At 39.3% G+C, this 23,037-nt stretch carries 12 protein-coding genes, 7 tRNA genes and 2 pseudogenes; 8 read left to right on the top strand and 13 right to left on the bottom strand.

Going from position 1 to position 23,037, the window contains the following annotated elements; translation table 11 throughout:
* Positions 1–5 precede the first annotated feature (5 nt).
* The 7 genes from Q7674_RS00590 to Q7674_RS00620 form a co-directional block, all read right to left on the bottom strand.
* Positions 6–82, bottom strand: a tRNA-Asp gene (locus Q7674_RS00590).
* A gap of 41 nt (positions 83–123) precedes the next feature.
* Positions 124–214, bottom strand: a tRNA-Ser gene (locus tag Q7674_RS00595).
* Between the two features lie 357 nt (positions 215–571).
* Positions 572–647 (bottom strand) — tRNA-Asn (locus Q7674_RS00600).
* A gap of 7 nt (positions 648–654) precedes the next feature.
* A tRNA-Tyr gene (locus Q7674_RS00605) sits at positions 655–739 on the bottom strand.
* 7 nt (positions 740–746) lie between these two features.
* Positions 747–822, bottom strand: a tRNA-Thr gene (locus tag Q7674_RS00610).
* Between the two features lie 42 nt (positions 823–864).
* Positions 865–941: transfer RNA gene (locus Q7674_RS00615), tRNA-Asp, on the bottom strand.
* Between the two features lie 42 nt (positions 942–983).
* Positions 984–1,074 (bottom strand) — tRNA-Ser (locus tag Q7674_RS00620).
* A gap of 252 nt (positions 1,075–1,326) precedes the next feature.
* On the opposite strand from Q7674_RS00620, the gene Q7674_RS00625 reads away from it, so the two are divergent.
* Both Q7674_RS00625 and Q7674_RS00630 read left to right on the top strand, forming a co-directional pair.
* Entirely contained in the window at positions 1,327–1,989 is a 663-nt protein-coding gene (locus Q7674_RS00625; RefSeq protein WP_045066452.1) for a hypothetical protein, read from the top strand.
* 302 nt (positions 1,990–2,291) lie between these two features.
* Entirely contained in the window at positions 2,292–3,095 is an 804-nt protein-coding gene (locus tag Q7674_RS00630; protein ID WP_008988563.1) for an AraC family transcriptional regulator, read from the top strand.
* Positions 3,096–3,098: 3 nt separating this feature from the next.
* Here the strand turns inward: Q7674_RS00630 and Q7674_RS00635 are convergent, their stop codons facing one another.
* Entirely contained in the window at positions 3,099–3,380 is a 282-nt protein-coding gene (locus tag Q7674_RS00635; protein ID WP_023934981.1) for a hypothetical protein, read from the bottom strand.
* A 381-nt stretch (positions 3,381–3,761) separates the two neighbouring features.
* Entirely contained in the window at positions 3,762–5,132 is a 1,371-nt protein-coding gene (locus tag Q7674_RS00640; RefSeq protein ID WP_045066450.1) for an Ig-like domain-containing protein, read from the bottom strand.
* Between the two features lie 1,094 nt (positions 5,133–6,226).
* On the opposite strand from Q7674_RS00640, the pseudogene Q7674_RS00645 reads away from it, so the two are divergent.
* Positions 6,227–7,166 (top strand): annotated as a pseudogene (locus Q7674_RS00645) (IS30 family transposase).
* A gap of 69 nt (positions 7,167–7,235) precedes the next feature.
* On the opposite strand, the gene Q7674_RS00650 reads toward Q7674_RS00645, so the two are convergent.
* The gene (locus tag Q7674_RS00650; RefSeq protein WP_305422230.1) at positions 7,236–9,527 is read right to left on the bottom strand and encodes a patatin-like phospholipase family protein; all 2,292 of its coding nucleotides are present in this window, start codon (positions 9,525–9,527) and stop codon (positions 7,236–7,238) included.
* 169 nt (positions 9,528–9,696) lie between these two features.
* A complete protein-coding gene (locus Q7674_RS00655; RefSeq protein ID WP_305422232.1) occupies positions 9,697–11,697 on the bottom strand; it encodes a replication initiator protein RctB domain-containing protein in 2,001 nt (666 codons plus the stop codon).
* Positions 11,698–13,047: 1,350 nt separating this feature from the next.
* Between Q7674_RS00655 and Q7674_RS00660 the strand changes: the two genes are divergently transcribed.
* The 4 genes from Q7674_RS00660 to Q7674_RS00675 all read left to right on the top strand — a co-directional run bounded on the left by Q7674_RS00660 (position 13,048) and on the right by Q7674_RS00675 (position 17,839).
* Positions 13,048–14,262: an AAA family ATPase gene (locus tag Q7674_RS00660; protein ID WP_008988568.1), complete on the top strand. Its 1,215-nt coding sequence runs from the start codon at positions 13,048–13,050 to the stop codon at positions 14,260–14,262.
* A 7-nt stretch (positions 14,263–14,269) separates the two neighbouring features.
* Positions 14,270–15,244, top strand: coding sequence for a ParB/RepB/Spo0J family partition protein (locus Q7674_RS00665; RefSeq protein ID WP_045066330.1), 975 nt, complete (start codon positions 14,270–14,272; stop codon positions 15,242–15,244).
* A gap of 99 nt (positions 15,245–15,343) precedes the next feature.
* Entirely contained in the window at positions 15,344–17,473 is a 2,130-nt protein-coding gene (locus tag Q7674_RS00670) for a tRNA(Met) cytidine acetyltransferase TmcA (protein WP_305422234.1), read from the top strand.
* 93 nt (positions 17,474–17,566) lie between these two features.
* Positions 17,567–17,839 (top strand): hypothetical protein, encoded by a 273-nt coding sequence (locus tag Q7674_RS00675; RefSeq protein WP_305422236.1) that lies wholly within the window; start codon positions 17,567–17,569, stop codon positions 17,837–17,839.
* A gap of 853 nt (positions 17,840–18,692) precedes the next feature.
* Here Q7674_RS00675 and Q7674_RS00680 read toward each other — a convergent pair.
* Together Q7674_RS00680 and Q7674_RS00685 are read right to left on the bottom strand one after the other, a co-directional pair.
* A pseudogene (locus Q7674_RS00680) lies at positions 18,693–20,025 on the bottom strand (IS4 family transposase).
* Positions 20,026–20,158: 133 nt separating this feature from the next.
* Complete coding sequence (locus tag Q7674_RS00685; RefSeq protein WP_305422238.1) at positions 20,159–22,039, bottom strand: bifunctional diguanylate cyclase/phosphodiesterase; 1,881 nt, start codon at positions 22,037–22,039, stop codon at positions 20,159–20,161.
* A gap of 340 nt (positions 22,040–22,379) precedes the next feature.
* Between Q7674_RS00685 and pdxH the strand changes: the two genes are divergently transcribed.
* Positions 22,380–23,015, top strand: a complete 636-nt coding sequence (gene pdxH, locus Q7674_RS00690) for a pyridoxamine 5'-phosphate oxidase (protein ID WP_008988572.1) — start codon at positions 22,380–22,382, stop codon at positions 23,013–23,015.
* Positions 23,016–23,037 lie beyond the last annotated feature (22 nt).

The raw sequence follows: 23,037 nt of genomic DNA on the forward strand, positions 1-23,037 counted from the left end.
AATGTTGGCGGAGCGGACGGGACTCGAACCCGCGACCCCCGGCGTGACAGGTCTGTATTCTAACCAACTGAACTACCGCTCCAATTCTTTAACGAAACCCGATAGCATCGAATCTCTAGAATATGGCGGAGAGATAGGGATTTGAACCCTAGATACGCTATTAACGTATGCTAGTTTTCAAGACCTATGCTTTCAACCACTCAGCCATCTCTCCGTAAGTGCGGCGAATATTACCGACACATTGAGAAGCTGTAAAGCCTAAATTTACAAAAAAATGATCGCTAGATTAACAAATGTGCACTTTGTTATTAATTGTTGCAAAACTGATATTTATTAAGCGGTTATCGCTAGTTTCAATAAAATAGATAATACAAATAAAGCCCATGAACTCGTTCAGTCAAACTCATAGAGCACAACAAATGAAACTCAGTGAAAAGCAAAAACATGCATTTCAATTACAGAGGATACGACAAGAAAATCCAAAGAAAGATAAGTAAGTAGGTAAATTTCAGCGCAATCTTAGACAGTCCAAATGTAAAAAAGCCCGCAATTGCTTGCGGGCTTTTCTATTTGGCTCCTCCTGCTGGACTTGAACCAGCGACATACGGATTAACAGTCCGCCGTTCTACCGACTGAACTAAGGAGGAATTGTAATGGTGGTGGGGGAAGGATTCGAACCTTCGAAGGCAGTGTCGGCAGATTTACAATCTGCTCCCTTTTACCACTCGGGAACCCCACCGAAATTATGGTGCCGACTACCGGAGTCGAACTGGTGACCTACTGATTACAAGTCAGTTGCTCTACCTACTGAGCTAAGTCGGCACAAAATTTCGTGTATTTAACGTTTCCGTTAAATCTCAATGTTGGCGGAGCGGACGGGACTCGAACCCGCGACCCCCGGCGTGACAGGCCGGTATTCTAACCAACTGAACTACCGCTCCAATTCTTTAATGAAACCCGATATTCATCGAATCTCTAGAATATGGCGGAGAGATAGGGATTTGAACCCTAGATACGCTATTAACGTATGCTGGCTTTCAAGACCGGTGCTTTCAACCACTCAGCCATCTCTCCGTAAGTGCGGCGAATATTACCGACACATTGAAAAGCTGTAAAGCCTAAATTTGCAAAAAAACGATCGCTCGACTAACAAATGATCAGAGTGTTTATCTCTTTAACATGTTAGCGATAAATTACGCATTATCGTGCCCAATGATAACGATCTGATTGCTTATGGCGACTTATCACTACCTATCTCTTAAAGCTTGCATATACTGAAAAGAAGTGAGGTCAACGATATTACGTTTACGATCACAAGGATGCTGTATGCCAAAGTTTATAATAACGCTACCACTGCTCTTATGCTCCGCTAGCTGCGTAGTCATGTATCCCGCACAATGGGGAGCCATTACGGTTGTAGATGAATTAACAGGTGAGCAAACTTGTCGGGTTCGTGCGTTATCGCCAATGCAAACCCACAGTAGCTTTTATCCCATGGTTGATATGGCAAATGGTCATATTCGTGTTGGTATGCACAGCCCTGATGAAAACCCGCTTCCGGTCAGTGATATTCAATTACAGATAGATAACCATTATCGTTTTTTGATCAAGCAAGCCGATATGCCTTATTACTTACAACAGCAAATCAATATCACCCCACAAATATTGGCAGGTCACGGTCCTTATTTAAATCACAGTAAACGAGCGCAGCGGGAACAACTGCAATTAAGCTTTAGCACTGCAACAGCGAAAGCAATAGCCAGTCGCTCCCCTTACACAGTAGCCACGGGCAATAATGCAAAATATCTTTTTGATCTCATGCTAATGGGCGATTTCTTAGAATATAAAATCTTAGCAACAGACCTACATGCATCTACCTCAGGGCGTTATCCCTTAAATCGCGATTTTCTTAACTCATTGCAACAATGTGGGATCAGCTGGCATCAGTTGCACATCTATACCCAAGTGACTTCAAGATGCCTGATTTAGAGCGAGGTCACTGAGTTGAATTCAAGGAAGGCAACGAAGCGGAATAGCGAGCTCTTTCCAAGTTGTCTGACGCAAGAAGTCGGCTCAGTGACACGCTCCCAAAGGGCTAGCGTCCTTAGCTCTCAGACTTTGTTAACAATTCTCAATGTAGAACCACCATATCTACGAATCGTTACCGCGCCTGAGAACTAAGGTCATCTCGCTGAACATAGCATCTTGAAGTTACTTGGGTATAGACCTAGCCGATCTTATAAAAAACTGCGTATACTGCATCACGTCTTAGCGCAATACAGTCACAGCTTATGAAAAACGTCTACCAACCATTATTTGATGATAATAATCCACCCAGTGAGATTTTCTTTGGTCATACGATTTTCTTACCCAATACAGGCACAGAAAAACATCGCCACCCTTGGGGACAACTACAGCTGATCAGTGGCGGTATTATCGAACTGGCAGCCGAGAACAAACATTTTCTTGCGCCGCCTCAGTACGCATTATGGGTACCACCAGAAATTGAGCACCAAAGCTATATTCGTCGCAGTTTAAATTACTGTTCGATGAATATCACCAAGCCACTCGCGAATGCATTACCAAGCTATGCCTGTTTATTGGAAGTCAGTCCTTTGATGCAAGCCATGGTACAAGATCTGCGAGAGCGACGTATTGTTATTCCAGAAACGCCACAAGATAAGCGTTTAGTGAAGGTGTTGTTTGATCAAGTCTTGATGAGTAAGGAGCATGAGCAATACCTACCGACCACGGATGATAAACTGCTGCAATCCATGCTGATTGAATTGGAAAAAAATCCAACCAATAATCGCAGCTTGGCACAATGGGCAAAACAGCTACACACCACAGAGCGAACACTCGCTCGTCACTTTAAAGATAAATTAGGCATGAGTTTTACCGAGTGGCGACAACGACGTAAGTTTATTTACTCGCTGCATCTGTTACGCAGTGGTTTATCGGTAAAAGAAATCGCACTGACACTGGGCTACCATCAAGCCTCTCCTTTCATCACTGCGTTTAAAAAGCAATCTGGCAGTACGCCTGATCAATATCGCCAACGTTTAGGTGATGAAGCCATGCCTCCAAAACTATAAACGTTATTTATTCCAGCCTAAAAATAGCAACTTACTTAATAAACTAATGCTTGTATTGCATTCGCCGTCATGAACATAGTCGGACTGAAAATCTGCAATACTATTTTGTGCTAGGCTTTTAACGTATTGTTTATTATCGACTATAACAATTTTGGTAAAACCACGAGAATATGGTGACACATCGTGCTTTAAAAATTGTAGTGCTCTTTTTGGATCATGTGTGGTGGTAATAATATCCGGATGGCGTGATAGCCCATGGGTAATTTTTAACTTGAAAAAAGCCATGTTCAGTTATCCATAACAAGAATTTTTGCCATGGTAAGCAGCTTATATTGTTGGCGCAATCAATAACATTAGGCTATTCATTCCCTGTTACAGTTCATTACGCCTATTGATGATTGAGACATGTTTCGATACAGCTGTTTTTAAGATGTTAAACCAGCTTACATCGATATTAAGACAAATCAATATGCAGTCCGCCCTATTATTGCAATGACAAAATTTATTAGATTGGAGATACCTAGCACACAGGAGTAAATACTCATCCTTACCGATACTATCGGTGGTATATGGCTCACCTATCGAAAAAAAACACCCTAAGTCTGACGACCTAGGGTGGGCAAAGCATATAGTTAATTCAGCAAATTGCATGCTGATTTAGAATATTCATTCAAGCTCTGACATACAGGTTACAAATGAAGGCTGATTGTTTGCTCCTCTATAATTAATGTCGAGACTAACAGTATGGTGATAGTTGTATTCACCGCCAGCACTGGTACTTGAATAATAGCTAAATTTCAAAGGCCAATCACGTGTTGTGTACATGTTCTCGAATTTAGGGAAGGTAATAGCGTTATTGTCAGCAAATTGTTCTAACTCATCCTTTGTAGGTAAGCGCCAATTATCTCTACCGTTGATTTTGATTGAGCTGTAAGTATCGCACAATGTGTTTGCTGCTTCAGGACTAAACATGGCATATTCACCATCAAGTCCATGTGATGTGAATTCTGAAAATGCTGTAGATGTAAGTACAGAATTGTCAACAGTCGTTTGCCAAGTTGCTAGATCTGGATCGATGTTATCAACATATATTTTTGACGGAGAACTGGTAAATAAAGTTCCATTACCTGCATCGAAGATATCAATACAGGTGTCCGCAAGTGAACATACATCGATGACGATCGGTTCGCTTTCAATACCATCCATCTGAGCTGTAACAGTGGTTGTACCTACTTGATTTGCAGTAATCTCCCCCATCATCGATAGTGTTGCTACAGACTGGTCAAGTGATACCCACAAAGCAGAATCTGTAACCGGAGAGGTACTATCATCTGTATATGTCGCTATCGCACTCAACTGATGACTATTCCTTTCTGTTTTACCTTTAACTAGTTCAAGTGAGTTAGGCTTTACTTCAATTTTAGTAATTAACGCAGGCGTAACGTCGACGTTCACTATCTTTCTAACATTATCTATTTGAACTGTAACAGTCGCTTCGCCTTCTTGAAGGCCTTTAATTTCACCCGCTTCTGATACAGATATAATATCTTTGTCATTTGAAGTCCAAGTCACAGAGTCTGATACTGATCCATCGCTATAGGTAGCTGTTGCACTCAGATTTTGTGTAAGACCTTTAGGTACAGAAACATAAGTGCTTGAAACATTAATTTCTTTGACCACAGGTTCGATTGTGATGTTCAACTTATTACTGGTGACACCAAACTTCCTGACAAAGATAACGACTTCTCCAGAAGCATTACCGCCAGTCAAGATGCCAGGTTTATTGAAATAACCTTTGTTATCGTCGCTAGTTTTCCAGTTATTCAAAGTTAGATCAGCATCAGTCAATACTCTCGAAGAGCCGTCGGGTAAATAGCCAACAGCAACAAATGCTTGTTCATTACCTGAGGATAACGTTAATTTAGGTGTTGTAGGTGAAGCTGGTCTAATCTCGATTCGCTCTAACCGACAACCAGTCAACAGAATAATTATGGGGACAAAAATCACTAAGAATAGGTTTCGTACAGATAAAATCATATTGACACCTTTATTAATTGTCGTGATAACACTTGTAATTTAGTAGTTATATTTAATATTCGCCAATTTAATTCTTAATATTGAGAAATTTGTTAGAAAAATGATACCACCTATAAAAAATATAATGCTCTTTCTAAAAAAATTATTTATTCAATGACTTATATGATTTTATTTATACTTATAACATCAGAAATACTTAGTTATCTTCTCCTTGAAATAGAGTTCAACATTTGAACGTAAAATATTAATTCTATTAGTTTTTAATTTTAATTAAAGGTTAAATTAAAGACGAGAGTAAACCGTTTTATAATCTTAAAATATTTTCGGTAAGTGTTAACCCATTTACTTTCAGTACTATAGTAATAGGCAAAAGTAGTTGCTTTATAGGATAATTAACCGCAAAATAATGTGGTAATTTTCTAGACCATAAGCTTGAATAATCTTTATTATATTCAATTCATTAGCTACATTTAAGCAATCTCTATAACTTGTCGAAGAGTTGATAACAATACGAGATATTGTATCAACTATCACTAACGGCTTGGTTATTGTTACCATCAACAATCACGAATTGAAAAAGAGCTATCTCCACCGCTAACTTTGCTAATCAAGATAGTTAACTAATAAATATCTGAATTATCTTTCATGGTTCACATCAAATTATCACTATATTATTATTTAATAGATGGCATAAATTTGACATTGTGAGTATGGAGAAAGAGATTTATTTGTCATTTTAAATACAAATAAACTTTTATAAAGTTCGTCATATATTTATGATTAATAAAATCAAATAAGATTTTTATTAAAAAAAAGCGAGCATAAAGCTCGCTAAAAAATTATTCGATACAAAATGTCATTAATATTCAATATCCTTACTGAAACTATTAATAACCTGCTCGAAAAGACAAAGGTTATATCGCAAATGATTTTGTCACACTGATAGATATATTTGTCATGTGAATGTAAATAGATGATTTATTTTCATTCCCGGTTTCAGATAATAAGTGCGACACTTATGGAAAGGAATAGAATAGGAAGCCAACTGCTGAAAGTGGTACGCTCTTCTCGCCAAAGAAACAAGCAGTACTACCATGAGTTATCAGCAGTTGACCGAGGGGAGAAGATACCAGATTTCTACCCTTTTGGAACTGGGAATTTCAATCTCTGAAATTGCCCTAAAAGTGAAGTGCCATCGTGCAACGGCTTATCGTGAGTTAAAAAGAAACCGAATACATAACCAATATTGTCCCACACATGCTCACGCGTCTTCCGTTAGCAGGCGTAAGACCGCTCATAAATATCGGATACCTGTTGAGCATGTTGAATTTGCCCGTCTATTAATCAGCATAGATTGGAGTCCTGAGCAGATTTCGAGTGTTCTAACTAAGGCAGGAGCATCAATCAGCCATGAATGGATTTATCGCTATGTTGCTCAAGATAAACGTCAAGGTGGCAAGCTCTATCGCCACTTGAGGCAAGGACATAAGCGATACCGTAAAGGACTGAAAGAGAAGGCTCCAACGATTAAAAATGCAGTATCGATTGATGAGCGTCCATCGATTGTCGATAACCGAGAACGGTTTGGAGACTGGGAAATTGACACTGTATTAGGCAAGCACGGCACTGGCGCAATCGTCACCATCTTAGAGCGAAAGAGTCGATTCTATTTAGCTAAGAAAGTAGCGTCCAAATCGGCTGCTGAGGTAACGAAAGCAACGATAGATATGCTCATGCCATATAAGGATTACGTACATACGATTACCGCCGACAACGGCAGAGAGTTCGCAGGTCATCAGGAGACGCAGAGGCGATGGATGCAGATTTGTATTTTGCTCACCCGTATAGCTCGTGGGAGCGAATGAAAATGCTAATGGTCTACTAAGACAATATGTGAAGAAAGGGACGGACTTGAGAACGGTGACGGATGACGATATTCAGTTTGCTCAATCAAGGATTAACAATCGTCCTAAAAAGTGTCTAGGGTTCAAGCAACCAGCCGTTATTTTCAAAGAAATGGCAATGGCTGCTTGATATTAGAGAGTGTCGCACTTCGAAGTTGAATTCGGGGGTAATATACCTAGCCTTTTATGTATTCTTCCGCTACCAGCGACCACCTAAAGAGAGGTAAAACGCGCTTTGTCCACCTTCCGCTAAGCCATAGCTAAGGTAAACAGGTCCCAAAATAGAATCGACCGCAACATAAACACTGCCAGCTGAGATAGAAGAGCTCCAAGACACATTAGAAGATTTATCCCAAACACCACCTTGTTCAATAGAGCCCCCAGCATAAACAGGCAGCTTAAACGCACCGAAGTTATTATCAAGTAAACGATAACGGTATATCATGCTCGCAAAAGCGCTATAACGGCCATTCAGCTCATAACGATGGTAACCCGATAAATTAAACATTCCCCCTAATGCCTGCGCATAAATCGGTAGCATTTCTTCAGAATCAGAGCCTGCAACCTTTGCGGTAAATGCAATCGTATGGCGATCAAAACTGAATGGTTTTTTCACTTCCAAATCATAGAAATAGGTCTCACCATCTACCTTGCCACGCTGGTGGAACTCACTCGTGGTTTGGTTATAACCCACTTTCGCATTGGCATAGAGCCCTGATGATGGAAAGAAGAAGTTATCGAGATCATCATAGGTCATATTGATATAAGGACCATGTAAGAAATAATCCTCTTTCTGCTCCATGGAAAGTACGTTTATCGATCCTTTTTGAGCGTTATAACCTAAGCTAATTTTTGCTGCTGATTCAAAATTCCAGCCAATAGCCGCATACACATTAGTATGTTTATATTCGGTTTCAATATTATGGAATGTATTTGTCTCATTATTGATGTAATCAAAATTGAAACGATCAAATTTACGTATCTCATTGTTAATGCTGACACCAAATTCTGTGAAATATGTCTGCTCATAATCCAACGGAAAGTAAAATTCGGTACTAACATTTTTCCAACTGCCTAATGAAAATTCAGTTAGCCACTCACCGCCTTTATCTGTTAAATCGGTATATAGGTACTGTGCACCAAAAGAAAAATTAGAGCGGTTGACGAAATCATCTTCAAACGCAAGGGTAAAGTTTAAATAGCCCGGTCCCCATGATTTTTCATTGATATCCATATCAAGGATATTTTTACCGTCAACTTGATCGATTTTATAAGTAATTCGGCCATAAATATCTTCACTTTGTAAACGCTTCACCGCCAGTTCAAGTGATTCATTTGAAATCACTTGACCGATTTGTAACGCCAATTGTGCACGCAATGTTTTATCTGGAAGGCGAGTATTATTTCTGATCTTAATTTCATCAATGTAGTAAGCCGTTGCTGATGATAACTGGCTACGGCGACTCTGCTTTTCCTTCACATAAGCCTGATAATCCGCTTTAGATAACTGAAAACGAAGTAACTGTGGTAAAGCATCCTCAGCGACTTTCTTACCCGCTTCATAGGCTTTGGTCATCTGATCAAAATCTGCTGCTGTCATAAAGGACACGTCAGGCTGTAAATAAACATCGCCTTTTTTCATCAGGCCTTTTTGCTCATCAGCACTGGCATTGGTCATGTAAGTGGTCAGCTGAGCGACAATGTTTAATGCGCTATCTAAGTCTTTACTTGGCATCAAGTTATCACGCAAATCGACCGCAATGATATTCTCTGCACCTAAGACTTGGGCAACATTCACTGGCATATTATTAACCACACCACCGTCGACTAATAATTTGCCTTTTAAGTGAACTGGTTTTAGTGCACCAGGAACGGTCATCGATGCTTGCATCGCTGTAGCTAAATGCCCAGAGTTTAAAATCACAGGTTTGAGCTTCGCAATATCTGTAGCCACACTACGATAAGGGATCGCTAATTGATCGAACGATTTCAGTGACGGTAAATTATCAGTAACTTGACGTAACAGCTTAGCAAAACCTTGACCTTGGAATGCCCCTGAGCGAGCTTTGAACTCACCATTGAGATCAAGGCCGATATCGGTATGAAGCTGATAGTTATCATTTTGCTGTTTGCGGCGTAGGGTTAAATCATTGCGATTAACACGATCAAGGTAGCCTTCCTGCCAATTAACATTAAACGTGCGACGTTTCACTTCCTTGGCACTAAATCCCATCGCATACATGCCTCCCACATAGGCGCCCATACTGGTCCCCGTGACGATATCGACAGGAATACGGTTTTTCTCTAAGACCTCAAGCACACCAATATGTGCCGCACCTTTGGCGCCACCACCACTTAAAACTAACCCGACCCGTTTGCGATCAACCTGTGGGCGATCATCTGCGCTAGCATAAACGGTTAACGTTTGTACACTTAACGTAAAACACAATAACGTTTTGAATAATTTATGCTTTTTAAACACCTTTACCATCCCACAATCAATCCATTGGCAATTAAACCGTTAACACCTTAGCGCTAACGTAAACATTCAGCTTAGTTATAGATAGCTTTATCAAAATACACTATTTTGACTTTATTCCGTTAACAAAATGAAAAAAGAGCATAGAAATCTACACTCTTTGTTTTGAAATTATATCAAGTTATATGCCCTTTGCGACATCATCGAGCGCTTTGAGTACCTGCTCGTTAATATGCCCTTGATGAACTAACTGACAGACCTTTCGCCGTACCGCGAGTCCTGAAATTAAACGTTCAATCGATAAGTGGCGCTCATCTTGGCGGCTATTGTACAGCTCAACAGTTTTACTTAACGTCTCATAGCTAACTTTCTCACAAGCAACATATAACCAATCGAGCTTCTCTAAATACCCCTTACACTCTTCTGTTATTACAGATGAAGAATGTCCTGTCATCGCCGATAACGCTGTGATGCTGCGTTGTAGCGCCTCTGGAGAGGTATATTTAGATAAAACTATCGTTAGTTCATCGGCATTAATTTCAACTAAGTGCTTTCTCAACTTAATACGACGCCCTAATCGCCCTTTCGGTCGTGCAGGTTTACGTTGGATAGGCTCAAATTCCCCATCAATGATCGCAGAGAGCTGATCAAGCTCTTGTTTTGGCAAGATCTCATTACGTAATGGGTTTGGCATCGTTGGTGCCATCGTGCGCTTACCTTCATTGTAGGTTTTCGCACGAGAAAAACGGATCACTTCATCAGCATCACACTTAATATCAATCCGATAGTCGGTATAGCGTTTGTCTAGATCTTCGGCACTGATCGTAAGATGGTAACCCCATAAATTCACGGCAAACAAGGTATCCGTAACTTTACCTTCCGCCAATTTTTTCAACTCGCGGATCAGATCAGACGAAAAACGACGCCATTCAATATTTCTAGCAAGCTTTTGATTTAGCTCACTTAAAAGCATGGAATCATTAACACGACGAGACATTCTGCTTCGGAAGAAAGTGTATAACTGGAATACCAATGTATGTTGACGCAAAATCTCTGGTGGAAATAAGAAAAAATAATCGCGCGTTAGCAGCTCATCAAAGAACGAAGGTTCCCATACTAAAATATACAGATTCGGTTTGATCCTGATCTCACCGTCTTCACCCTCTTGAGGCGCTTCTTCCGATGCTGTTATCGTGCGTGCAATAAAACGGAAACGATCACTTTTAAAACCTTCTGGCATATTTTCGCTTAACCAGCGGCCAGTTAATTCATGTAATTGAAAATCAGTAAATTCAATGCGATCAATACTTTCGCGGATAGAATCACGTGCAGGCCCACTGTCTTTCTTACCACGTAATGCCAAAATATCGGTGATATAAACCGGTGTCTTATTGGTAGTTGAACGAGCTTGGATCTCATAATCAGCAATATGGTGATCGTGGTATTGCACCGTCAACGTAAACAATGCAAACAGTGTCATCAGATCGTCAACGGTCATGATCGACTTAGAAGATCGTGTTTCAATGATCGCTTTTGTGCCACTGATCGCCACCATCGACTTTTGATAACTTTTCTTAGTTCTTGGTGGTGCTAATGCCTGATCAATGATCCCTGCCCAACTTGTTGGTGAAACCACAATTTGATCCGCCTCATCTGGCATTGATGGCGGTGTACCTAAGCCATGCTCAGTGAGTAAACGACGATTAACATGATTTTGCGCTAGCGCTTTTGAACGTTTTTGCTTTTCTTTTTCTTTAAAATGATCAGATTGTAAACTACCCGTGCCAAGTTGGGAGATCAGCAATGCTGGATTGATGAAGTGATGTAGCATGGTTTTCCCTGCCAACCCTTCTTCAAATTTAACAGGTTGTTGATTAAATAAACCGACATTAACCGCAGCGCGCAGACGTTGCTGGATCGCCGCTCGAGTTAACTGACCTTCTGTCGCTTCAACCAATTCAGTGGTTGAAACTAAGCCGTCTTGGCTTGATAGCCCACGTAACGAAATAATATTGAGTAATTCAATAATACTTTTGGTGACACCTTTAAAGTGTTGATACTGAGGAAGCCAGTCTACCAAGCTTGCTGGGATCGCAAATAAATGGCCGTCTTTGTGTGATCGTGGCGCTTCGATCAATATCTTTTCAACGGGGGTATTGTCACTATTACGGGGTGGTTTCATCTGTCATTGACCGTAGATCCATCATCTTTCCGCAAAGATTAATGGAAAAAGATCAAGAAATAAAGTTTTTTGTTTAAAGATTTTTAATACTGATCTTTATGTTTAATTCTGATCTTATTGATTAAGTGATCTTATGATCTGGTTTGGAAATTAAATATAACTATATGTTTTTTAAGTTTATTATAAAACAGGAGGCTGGAACAATGATCAAAGCGCTATCGGAAGTGTGATCAAAATATCCTCGAAAATATGATCATCATAGGGTTGGAAAGATGATCATCAGAGAACTGAAACGATGATCATCAATGGTTTGAAAGCATGATCATGAATGTTTCAATGATTATATACAGAGTTATCCACAGGGCGTGGCATAAAGTGATGGTTCACTGGCTTTAAAATCGCTTTATAAGGTCTTTTTGCCATGGAAAGATGATCATGTATTTGCATTTAGAGTGTCATTTCCTTGATATTGATGTTTTTTACATCAATTTTCTATTTATCGTTATCGTTCGCTGTTAGAGATTGAAATTACAACGCTGATGCGTGTGTCGTTATTTTGCGTTGAATCTGGACTTTATTGTACGGAAAAATGATCAAGTTAGCGTGGGTGAATTTCAATTTTCCTTTGTTTTTCCATTTCAGCATCCCCTTCGAGTGTTTTAGAGGCTTATTTTGTCATCTAAACCCTTATTGAATCTACATTCTCCGTAAATTCTCAGCTATTTATCATGCTTCCGTATATTGGCTTGGTCGGAATGATATACCACGTTTTAGCTTGATCATTTTTCCAAGAGAAGACGATCTTTTAATCCTGTAAATCAATGCTATTACAGCGATGAGATTATCTTGATCATCGTTTCAAGATCTTAGCTATTTTGGCGGAACAATGATCAAGTATAAGTCTGATCAAATAAAGCTTGTTTGTGTGAATGGGTCTAAAAGCAATGTGATTTCAGCCTTGATTTTAGTTTTAATAATGAAATGACTATGAAATTGAGTAATTTCATCATATCTTTTATTTAGCTGTGTTTTTATCCAATTTTTTCCTATGTTGATATTGAAAATACAAGCTCCGTAAATTAGACGATATTTATCATGCTTCTGGGTATTTGTAATTTACATTGTAAATAAGTGACGTTGTAACAGTTTGAATCTGGACATAATTTAGAGGCATTATCCGTTAAAAAATCACACCTCTTTTATTGGCTAATATTAAAATTGAGTGCTTTTTATTAAAAATTCGCTTTTTGACTTGAGATTGACATCACACTGAATGTTCAGCTTTTTATTGTTGAAAATTATATTTGCTGTACAATGTGAGGCAATCAATCATCATGGCGAAGAGTGATAATGAATAGGGAACAGACGATCCAAAATTTGCTCAATATTGCTGAGCAAACAAAACAAGTACAAGCGGACCGAATTGAGATTGTTTTAGAAGAGCGTCGTGAGGAATTATTCCCTCCGATGTCTAAAGCATTAATGGAAACACGTTCAGGTTTAACCCGTCGTAAATTAGATGATGCGATTTCTCGTATGGAAGCGGATGGTCACCAATTTACGAAAAACAATGCTAACCACTACTCTATTACCTTAGAAGAAGCGCATAAGCTAATGCAAGCGGCTAAAAAACCCGCTTTTTATGAGCGCGAAGGTGCTGGTCGTAAACCTTGGGTTGTGAATGTGCAAAACCAAAAAGGTGGCACGGGTAAATCAATGACAGCAGTTCACCTAGCTGCTTGTTTAGCTCTTGATTTAGATAAGCGCTATCGTATTTGTCTTATCGATCTCGATCCACAGGGTTCACTACGTTTATTCTTAAACCCTTTAATTAGTGTGGGTAAACAAGAGACGATCTATTCTGCCGTTGACGTTATGCTAGATAACGTGCCTGCAGATGTGCAGATGGACAAAAACTTTGTGATGGATAATGTGGTGATGCCAACCCAATATCCTAACTTAAAAACCATTGCCGCTTTCCCTGAAGATGCGATGTTTAATGCTGATGCATGGCAAGATCTCGCTGTAAATCAAGATCTTGATATTGTTCGATTACTGAAAGAAAAAGTGATTGATCCAATTGCTGATGAATTTGACATTATTATGATTGATACTGGTCCTCACATCGATCCATTGGTGTGGAATGCGATGTATGCATCGAACGCATTGATCATTCCGTGTGCTGCGAAGCGCTTAGACTGGGCTTCAACTGTTAACTTCTTCCAGCACTTACCAACAGTTTATGAGATGTTCCCCGAAGAGTGGCACGGTTTAGAATTTATTCGTTTAATGCCAACGATGTTTGAAGATGATAATAAAAAGCAAGTTTCAGTACTGACTGAAATGAACTATTTATTGCGTGATCAGGTAATGATGGCAACAGTACCAAGAAGCCGTGCATTTGAAACCTGTGCTGATACTTACAGTACGGTATTTGACTTAACTGCGGCAGAATTTGAAGGGGGTAAAAAGACCCTTTCAACAGCTCAAGAAGCTATTCAACGTGTTGGTTTAGAACTTGAACGTGTGATGCATAGCCATTGGGCAAACCTTAACGAGGAGTAATTAACAGATGGCAATTAAAACGACTGATCTTAATGCTCGTCTGTTTGGTAAAGCTGACAAACGTCGAGCAACCAATGTTACAGAAGCGCAAACAGCTGCACGTGATAAAGCGGCTGTGATTGAATTAGCGGTTGCGGGTGAAGAAACAGTCGCGTTTGAATTAATTAAAATCAATGCTGATGATGTAAGTACAAAAACCACGGTATTTGCAGAAAATGCTCGTGAGCAGGCGTTTTTAAATGAGCACGCACTGGCTGATATTTTATCAACCTTAAAAGATCGTGGTCAGCAATATCCAGCGGTTGGCCGCTGGTTAGATGATGGCCGTATTGAAGTGCTCGACGGTAGTCGTCGTCGCATGTCCTGTATTTTAGCTCATAAAGATTTTCTTATTTATGTCGCTAAAGGGATCAATACGGAACATGCTAAGTTTCTTTCTGATGTTGCTAACGCACATAAACCACTAAGTTTATATGAGCGTGGTAAAGAGATGCAGCATCTACTTGATAGTGGGAAAGTGGCTGATCAGAAAGAGCTTGCCCGTTACTGTCAATGTAGCGAAGCGCTAGTCAGTGGTGCATTAAAAGCAGCAAGCTTACCGATGGAGTTGTTGATGGCATACCCAAGTGTGGGTGAGTTAGGTCGTCCAACCATTGTTAAGCTCCATCGTGTATTTTTTGGTTTGGCTCCTGATCAGCAAAAGCACATGATCCAAGAGTTAAGCTCGGATAAAACCGCATTATGGAAGACCATTAACGCGCAAGGGATCAGCCGTATTACACGTGAAGTAACGGTAAAACTTGAAGAAATGGGGGATGCACTACAGCCTAAAGCTGTTGTAGAAAAGCCATCATCTCAAGAGTTGATCAAAGGTAAAGTGAGCTATACCCGTGATGGTGATAAGCTTCAGCTTCGCTTGAAAAAAATGAGTGATCGCCAAGTGAGCGATATTCTTGCTTATTTAAATGACTACTTAAAATAAGCATTCAACAAACCACGCTAACTAGCGTGGTTTTTTTTACCTTGCTCATTCCTTTCACATGTTATGATCGTAGCCAATCTGTGTTGCTTGGATCATTTTATGTTGTCTTCACTTCCTACTTTTATTTCTCAATTACGTGATAATTCTGTTCAATGCCATTGTCGACGATTAGTGATTGTCGAGGGGGCTTTAGATTGGTCAACAAAGATCGCTATACAGTTTTCTCAACACTATCCAAGCACGTTATGGGTAGGTGAAACGGCACCATCTTTATTATCCAGTTGCCGTTTTAAAAATGCTAAGCAATGGCTAGGACAAGAAACCGATTGTTTAATTATTAATGCTCACGATGGCATTGATGCGAATGTACTTGGTGCTTTGTCTGGTACGATCCGTGGCGGTGGTGTGCTGTTATTGTTGCTACCTTCCGCTTGGTTGTCACTTGAACGGTGCTCGCGATTTTCTCAACATATAGCCAATGTTTCGACTTTGGCTGATGTTATTCGGTTGAGAGAAGATCTGCCATTACCACCACTAGTGCTTCAATCTGTTTATGAACGATGCGTTGAAAGCTTTGTATCAACGGCTCCCCGCTTGTGTCTGACTGCGCAGCAAGATCAGGCCGTTGATGCTATTTTGAAAGTGAGTACTGGTCATCGTAAGCGTCCTTTAGTGCTTTCAGCTGATAGAGGTCGAGGAAAATCGTCGGCTTTGGGGATTGCAGCTGCTGAGTTAATGTCTTCTCGCAAGATTAAAATTGCGGTTACGGCTCCATCTTTTGCCTGTGCTGCGACTATTTTTGCACATGCTGCTCAACGAATAGAAGATGCTGATTGTTCTCATCCCCACCGTATTCTCGCTAGTAAAGGAAGTGAGTTAGTTTTTGTCGCAGCAGATATGATCTGTCAAACAGCGCGAGAATATGATCTTATCTTAGTTGATGAAGCGGCCGCTATTGCCGCAGATACATTATCTCAGCTGCTTGATGTTCATAATCGTTTAGTGTTTGCCACGACTATTCATGGTTATGAAGGTACTGGTCGAGGCTTTGAAATTAAATTCAAACAAGCTTTAAATTTAAAAATGCCACAATGGCGAGGGTTGCATCTTGATCAACCTATTCGCTGGGCAAATGATGATCCGCTTGAAGCCTGGGTATTTAAAGCTCTCTTACTTGATGCTGAGCATTCAACGTTGGCAAATTTACCAAAGAGTAAAATTCGATATTGTTTGATTGATAAAGCGGAGTTGACACATTCACCCAATCTACTATCTCAAGTTGTTGGCTTATTGATCCATGCCCATTATCAAACATCGCCAAATGATATTCAGCAACTGCTTAATGACGATAGCCAACAATTAATAGTGGCTTGCGTAGGAAATGATGTTGTTGGCTGCTGCTTAGTCGTTAAAGAGGGGGGCTTTGATGACGCGCTTGCATCAGATGTTGTTCAAGGAAAGCGTCGCCCTAAAGGACATTTGCTTGCACAATCGGTGGCTGCACATTTAGGTTTTAAATCGGCAGCAATGCAATCGTGTTATCGTATTTTACGTATTGCTGTTTTACCGACATTACAACATCAGGGAATTGACCAACAGTTAATTCATACTGCTGAGCAAGTTGCGAATGAACAATCTATAGACTACATTGGTACAAGTTTTGGCGCGACACAAGAGTTAGTTTCTTTTTGGAGTCGATGCCAGTTCGAAGCTATTCGTTTAGGTATAACGAAAGACAGTGCAAGTGGTCATCATTCTTTGTTGATGGTAAAGGCGCTTAACAATGCATGTCATCAGCTATGGCTTGATGATGCCAAAATGTTATTTTCAGCAACGTTTGGGGCTCAACGTGTTGAGCAGTTTTCTGACATATCACCGTTACTGTTTATCTTTCTATATCGTCACATCTCGGTTAAACCTATTAACTATTTATTATCTGCTTCATTAGTTAAGATGCAGCTAACAGGTTTTTCTAATGGCTCGTTTGGCTATGACACGGTTGTTGCTAGTTTAGAAATGAAGTTAAGTGAGTTTATATTGAATAACACAGCTTATTGTTCAGATGATTTATTGCTATGCACAGCAAAAGTATTACAAAAACAATCCTGGGCTGATATGGTGACCCGCTTCAATTTAACTGGAAGAAAGCAAGCTGAGGCTGAGCTACGTTCATTTGTACGTAAACATCTTATTCCGGATAGCATAAATACTGTTAGTTCATTAGGATGATGAGACTGTTTACAGTGTAAATCAGTTTTCTTAATCATTTACAGTGTAAATTTATTTACTGGTTTACACTGTAAATCTGACCGTTAAAATTTTTTGCTTACTGCTTACTGCTTACTGCTTACTGCTTACTGCTTACTGCTTACTGCTTACTGCTTACTGCTTACTGCTTACTGCTTACTGCTTACTGCTTACTGCTTACTGCTTACTGCTTACTGCTTACTGCTTACTGCTTACTGCTTACTGCTTACTGCTTACTGCTCAATACTCATTACTCATTACTCAATACTCATTACTCAATACTCATTACTCAATACTCAATACTCAATACTCAATACTCAATACTCTATGAGAGCTGGTGATGTCTAATCTCATCTACTAAATTACGGTTCTCGCTTCTAGCTTAGAGTAATATATATGCATGTTAGTGCTTATTTGGTTTACACTGTAAATTATTTATGAATAGAATTGTAGCTAGCTATGTGAAATGAATTTGTCTGAGGGTTTACAGTGTAAATTAATTTCAATCATGTCGTAATAGAGTTTTTTAAGGTTGCGATTTAAATAAAGTATTCGTTGATACCAGCTATCTCATAACATCATGTTATGCAGTAAGAGATTTTCAAGGCTTAATTACAAATATTGATAAGACTGCGCCTAATCGGTCGGCAATAACTCTTTGTTTGAAGATTAAAGATAGATGGTTAATGGATGCTAGTAAATTAAACTTATGTCACTTTGTTTTATTAACTTATATCTAAGTCGCTTCTAGATACAGCAAGGATGCATTACCTGGTAGATAGAGATTTTTTGAAGCTTGTACCTTCATCATATATACCCAAGCGACTTCAATATGCCTGATTCAGAGCTAAGTCACTGAGTTGAATTCAAGGAAGACAACGAAGCGGAATAGCGAGCTCTTTCCAAGTTGTCTGACGCAAGAAGTCGGCTCAGTGGCACGCTCTTAAAGGGCGAGCGTCCTTAGCTCTCAGACTTTGTTAACGATTCTCAATGTAGAACCACTATATCTTCGAATCCTTGCCGCGCCTGAGAACTAATGTCGTCTCGCTGAACACTGCATCTTGAGGTTGCTTGGGGATATCACGATTACATTTATTGTTTTACGTTAAGAACGGTCAACGTTCTTACTATTATTGTTTGAAGTGACTTGTGAAGATGATTATTTCGGGAATAAAAAAACCAGCGATATGGCTAACACCTATCACTTAAGGTGTTTGGAACGAACTGGATAACGAGTTTTATTGATACGAACGGCTCTCTGCTTGGGCCGTTTTTTTCGTTCAGGTAATATGTAACGCTTTACTTGTTTTCTCATTGCTCTCAGTTTTTGAGGAATAGAACCTGGCGAAGCGATGGCACACCACATTAATTCATCTTGAATATCTCTTAACGCCATCATAAAACTTATCCGTAATGGTGAAACATTCGCTTCTGCCGCTATTCTACTTATTTCTAAGCGAACAAGATTATAAGCTATCAATATTCCCCATATTTCTTGCTCAATACCTTCTACTGATTGACTACGCAATAATATTTCATCTTCAAGCATGTCATGTTTTATTTCACCATAACTGTTTTCTATCTCCCAACGTTCGAAATAAACATCAAGCAAAGCTTGATAGCTATAATGCTCACCAACTAAGGAAGTAAGAAGCCCTTGGATATGATTTTTTTGAGTTTTTTCTGGATAAAGCACTAATCGAGGCTTGCCATTTTTCAGGAAGGCTTGGGTCTTTAGCTCTTGCATATTTGGATACATCCATTTCTACAATCAAATCTCGTCCTGCTTCATCAAGCTGCTTAATGACGGTATATCGCGTATTTGACTTAATTGGAGTCATCCAATGACTCGAATCATGCTGACGTTGCCAATTAATCATCAACTCGGCGCCAAGATAACATAGGTCAAAAATAGTTAAAGAATCTGGCGTTATTGAGGATATAAGCTGTTTAGCATAGTTCTCTTCACCAATATTGCTGGGACCAAATGCTACGTTGTGTATTAATCGACTACGAAGGGAGCATAAAGCACATAACCTGACGATAGGGTATTCTGTATGCTGTATCTTACCGTGTTTGACATACTGAAAGTGACTCGCTAATTCTGGAGTATCATGACTTCTAAATTGAGTTCCATCGACAGAGAAAAGGCGTAAGCCTTTCCATGTGTCTCCGCTATCTTCGGCTTTCGTCCAATATTTGGCAGTGAGTGAGAAAAGTGCTTTTAGAGGCTGTGCTGTCAATCGTTTTCGTGCCTGAGGGATAGCACTTGGTGCAATAGAATCACCTTGTGATCGCGATAATTGCAAATCAAGTTTATTCAAGACATCGGTTATCGATCTATTACGATATAGGCCAATTCCAACGATTAACCAAACAACCAATTCCGCAGGTAATTTTCGTCTGCGTATACTGGCCTTATTGGTTTCATCTAATGCTTGTTGAATCCACTCAAGAGGTAAGTCTCTTTGAAATAATGAGAGTGATTCTGGTGCTGCAAACGCATCTACATCAATGAGCCAATGTGACAACATAAAAAATACCCCCAGTTTTGCAAAACTGAGGGTATTTTTAACTATCTGAAAGATCGTGCAACCAATCAATTTCTTAAGTGATAGGTGTTAAGCGATAAGGCTGGCTTTTGTTTTTAAATTTACACTGTAAATATTATACCTTTTCTAGTTGGGTATATTTTTCTGTAATAAATCCTTGGTAACCACTGACAAACAAATCAGATAGACGTTCTAACTGGGTTTCTGTTTCTACTCGAGTTGCTATCGCTTTTATGTCTAAGCTATGTGCGGTGCGGCAAATAGAAGAAAGAACAGCCGACTTTGTTTGGTCGTTCAATTGATAGGTATAAGCGTAATCAATTTTAACGTAGTCAGGATTGATCTCTTTTAGATAAGTAAGTGATTGGAAATGGCGACCGTAATTATCGATACCAACACCAAAGCGATGACGCTTGATTGTGCTACATAAAATACTGGTGGCATCAGTATTTCGAATACAGCTGATCTCTTGTAACTCAAAGAATAAGCGAGAAGCCACTTGAGTATTGTTCGCTAATAGCTTGTCTAACCAACGAATAAAACTTGGATCAGCAATACTACTATTGGTCACGTTAATGGCAAATGGACCTATGGTTCTATCAGCATTCAAGCGGTTGATAATCGTTACTATGACATGACGGTCAAACCAACTACCTATTTTTAAATCTTCAATTGCTCCAAGGAATTGATCAACAGAGTAGAAGTCTTTGTTTTTCTGTATACCAGTGAAGACTTCATAATGGTAGATACTACGATTTTCTAGCGTTGCAGGCTGAAATTTGTATTGGAATAGATCTTCATTAATGGCTTGCTCAAGCAACTGCTTCCATTGTTGTTTACCTAAGGTGTCGTGACTGGTTGGATCTTTGATTAAGGCAATTGACTCATGTGGAGTAAGCTTTGCTTGGGTTAACGCGTTGTCTAACTGAGTTAATAGTTGACTTGGCGTTAAACGCGCTTCGTTATAAACCAAACCAATGTCAGTCGTTATTGCACTGTCAATATCTGAATTACGTTCAATGTTGGTGAAAATTTTTAAAATCATTTTTCCGAGTAGAGTCAGTTTTTCAGAGGAAAGGTTAGGGATTAAAACAGCAAACTCATCACGAGATAGACGCGATATTGTGGCATCGTTATAGATGATCACTTCATTTAATCGTGCTGCAATTTGTTTAATTAATTTATCATAAGCTTGGTAGCCTTTATGCTCATAATAATCACTGATCAGTGTCGTTTGAATCAGCGCTAACCCACCTTTATGTGATTCATCGAGCCAAGAACTAATTTGATGAATAAAGAAACTACGGTTACCTAATCCTGAAATAGGATCTAAATATGCTTGCTCACGTAATTTAACCGCTTCATTTGCTTGGTTTTTGAAATTCACATCCAATTGATACGTCAGTTTATTAAACGCACGCACAATGGTTTTTATATCAGATTCTTCAGGGAGTGGCATTGGTGCCTGATTTAAATTATCTATATTCTGAGCGCGCGTTGTGAGTCGTTGTAATGATGCGAAGTGCTTTTTACTAATGATGTAAATAAGACAGCCACCCGCTAGCATTAAAAAAAGATGCGAAATAAGTGTGTTACTGAATAACTGCCAGTATTTAGTATAAGCCCAACGAGAAGATGCACTGACTTCAATAATACCTACATCATAGTTATTATTATTTACCATACGCTTTTCAATATGTTCAGGGATAGTGATTAATGATTGAAACCACTGTGGAACATTGGTAATACTACGTTGATTATCAATTCGAATAAGCGGTGTCGAATCTGCAAATAATAATGCGCTATGATTGTAGTGCTGAGCAGGAAAGAGGTAATTTAATATTTCTATTAATTCACTTTCTTGGCGGCGTGTAATAATTTGATTATCAAGAATAGATAATGTTGCAGGTAATGTGTCTAATGCGCGATTAATATCTTCACTTGTTCTAGAGATATGTTGATCGCTCACAGCGTTATAACCCGTATACAGTTGCACTCCTGTGGAAACGCCAAGTACGGAGCACATGAGTGTTGTAATACTGATTATTTGTCGTTTAAAGAGTGTCATAGTCTGAGCACCAAGGTAGAGTACTAGCCCAACATAAACGCGAAAAGAAAAGGATACTTATGCTGACTAAATCTTAATTGTTGTTCAGTTTAATTTATCAAATCTGCCTAAATGCCACTGTACTCTTTGTCATTTATTGTTGAAATTCGATAGATGTGTCTATTTCTTTTTGCAAACGAATCCTGTATTCATAAGAAAATAGTGTTTGCTTCCAAAAGGATATTGATAAGATTTAAGCATTAACAGATTTATACTATTGGAGATTGAAATGGAATTAGCTGATATTCGAAGAGAGTATGTAAAAGGAGGCTTACGTCGAGATGATTTACCCGCCGATCCTCTGGTGTTATTTGAAGCTTGGTTAAAGCAAGCAGTTGATGCTCAATTACCTGATCCAACCGCGATGACAGTGGCTACGGTTGACGAGAATGGTCAGCCATTTCAGCGTATCGTTTTACTTAAACACTTTGACGAAAAAGGTTTTGTTTTCTATACCAATTTAGGTAGTCGTAAGGCGCAGCAATTAAAACAAAACAATAAGATTAGCTTACATTTTCCTTGGCATATGATTGAACGTCAGGTGCATATTACAGGTGTTGTCGAAGAGTTATCGAAGCGTGAAGTGCTAACCTACTTTTCCTCTCGCCCGAAAGAAAGCCAAATTGCGGCATGGGCAAGTAAACAAAGTCAGCGATTAACAGCGAGACAAGCACTTGAAGGTAAATTCTTTGAATTAAAACAAAAGTTTTTAGCAGGAGAAGTACCACTGCCAACATTTTGGGGCGGCTTTAGAGTTAAAATTAATTCGATCGAATTTTGGCAAGGTGGTGAACACCGACTACATGATCGTTTTCTTTATCATGATAAAACCGAACAATGGGAAATTGATCGTTTAGCACCATAAAAATAAAAAGAGCAGGAAAATC

Source organism: Photobacterium leiognathi, assembly GCF_030685535.1.
Classification (GTDB): Bacteria; Pseudomonadota; Gammaproteobacteria; order Enterobacterales; family Vibrionaceae; genus Photobacterium; species Photobacterium leiognathi.

Coding starts and splice junctions, on each gene's coding strand:
- Q7674_RS00670 (WP_305422234.1), top strand. CDS start 15,344: ATGTTGTCTTCACTTCCTACTTTTATTTCTCAATTACGTGATAATTCT.
- Q7674_RS00630 (WP_008988563.1), top strand. CDS start 2,292: ATGAAAAACGTCTACCAACCATTATTTGATGATAATAATCCACCCAGT.
- Q7674_RS00660 (WP_008988568.1), top strand. CDS start 13,048: ATGAATAGGGAACAGACGATCCAAAATTTGCTCAATATTGCTGAGCAA.
- Q7674_RS00625 (WP_045066452.1), top strand. CDS start 1,327: ATGCCAAAGTTTATAATAACGCTACCACTGCTCTTATGCTCCGCTAGC.
- Q7674_RS00640 (WP_045066450.1), bottom strand. CDS start 5,132: ATGATTTTATCTGTACGAAACCTATTCTTAGTGATTTTTGTCCCCATA.
- Q7674_RS00650 (WP_305422230.1), bottom strand. CDS start 9,527: ATGGTAAAGGTGTTTAAAAAGCATAAATTATTCAAAACGTTATTGTGT.
- Q7674_RS00655 (WP_305422232.1), bottom strand. CDS start 11,697: ATGAAACCACCCCGTAATAGTGACAATACCCCCGTTGAAAAGATATTG.
- pdxH (WP_008988572.1), top strand. CDS start 22,380: ATGGAATTAGCTGATATTCGAAGAGAGTATGTAAAAGGAGGCTTACGT.
- Q7674_RS00665 (WP_045066330.1), top strand. CDS start 14,270: ATGGCAATTAAAACGACTGATCTTAATGCTCGTCTGTTTGGTAAAGCT.
- Q7674_RS00635 (WP_023934981.1), bottom strand. CDS start 3,380: ATGGCTTTTTTCAAGTTAAAAATTACCCATGGGCTATCACGCCATCCG.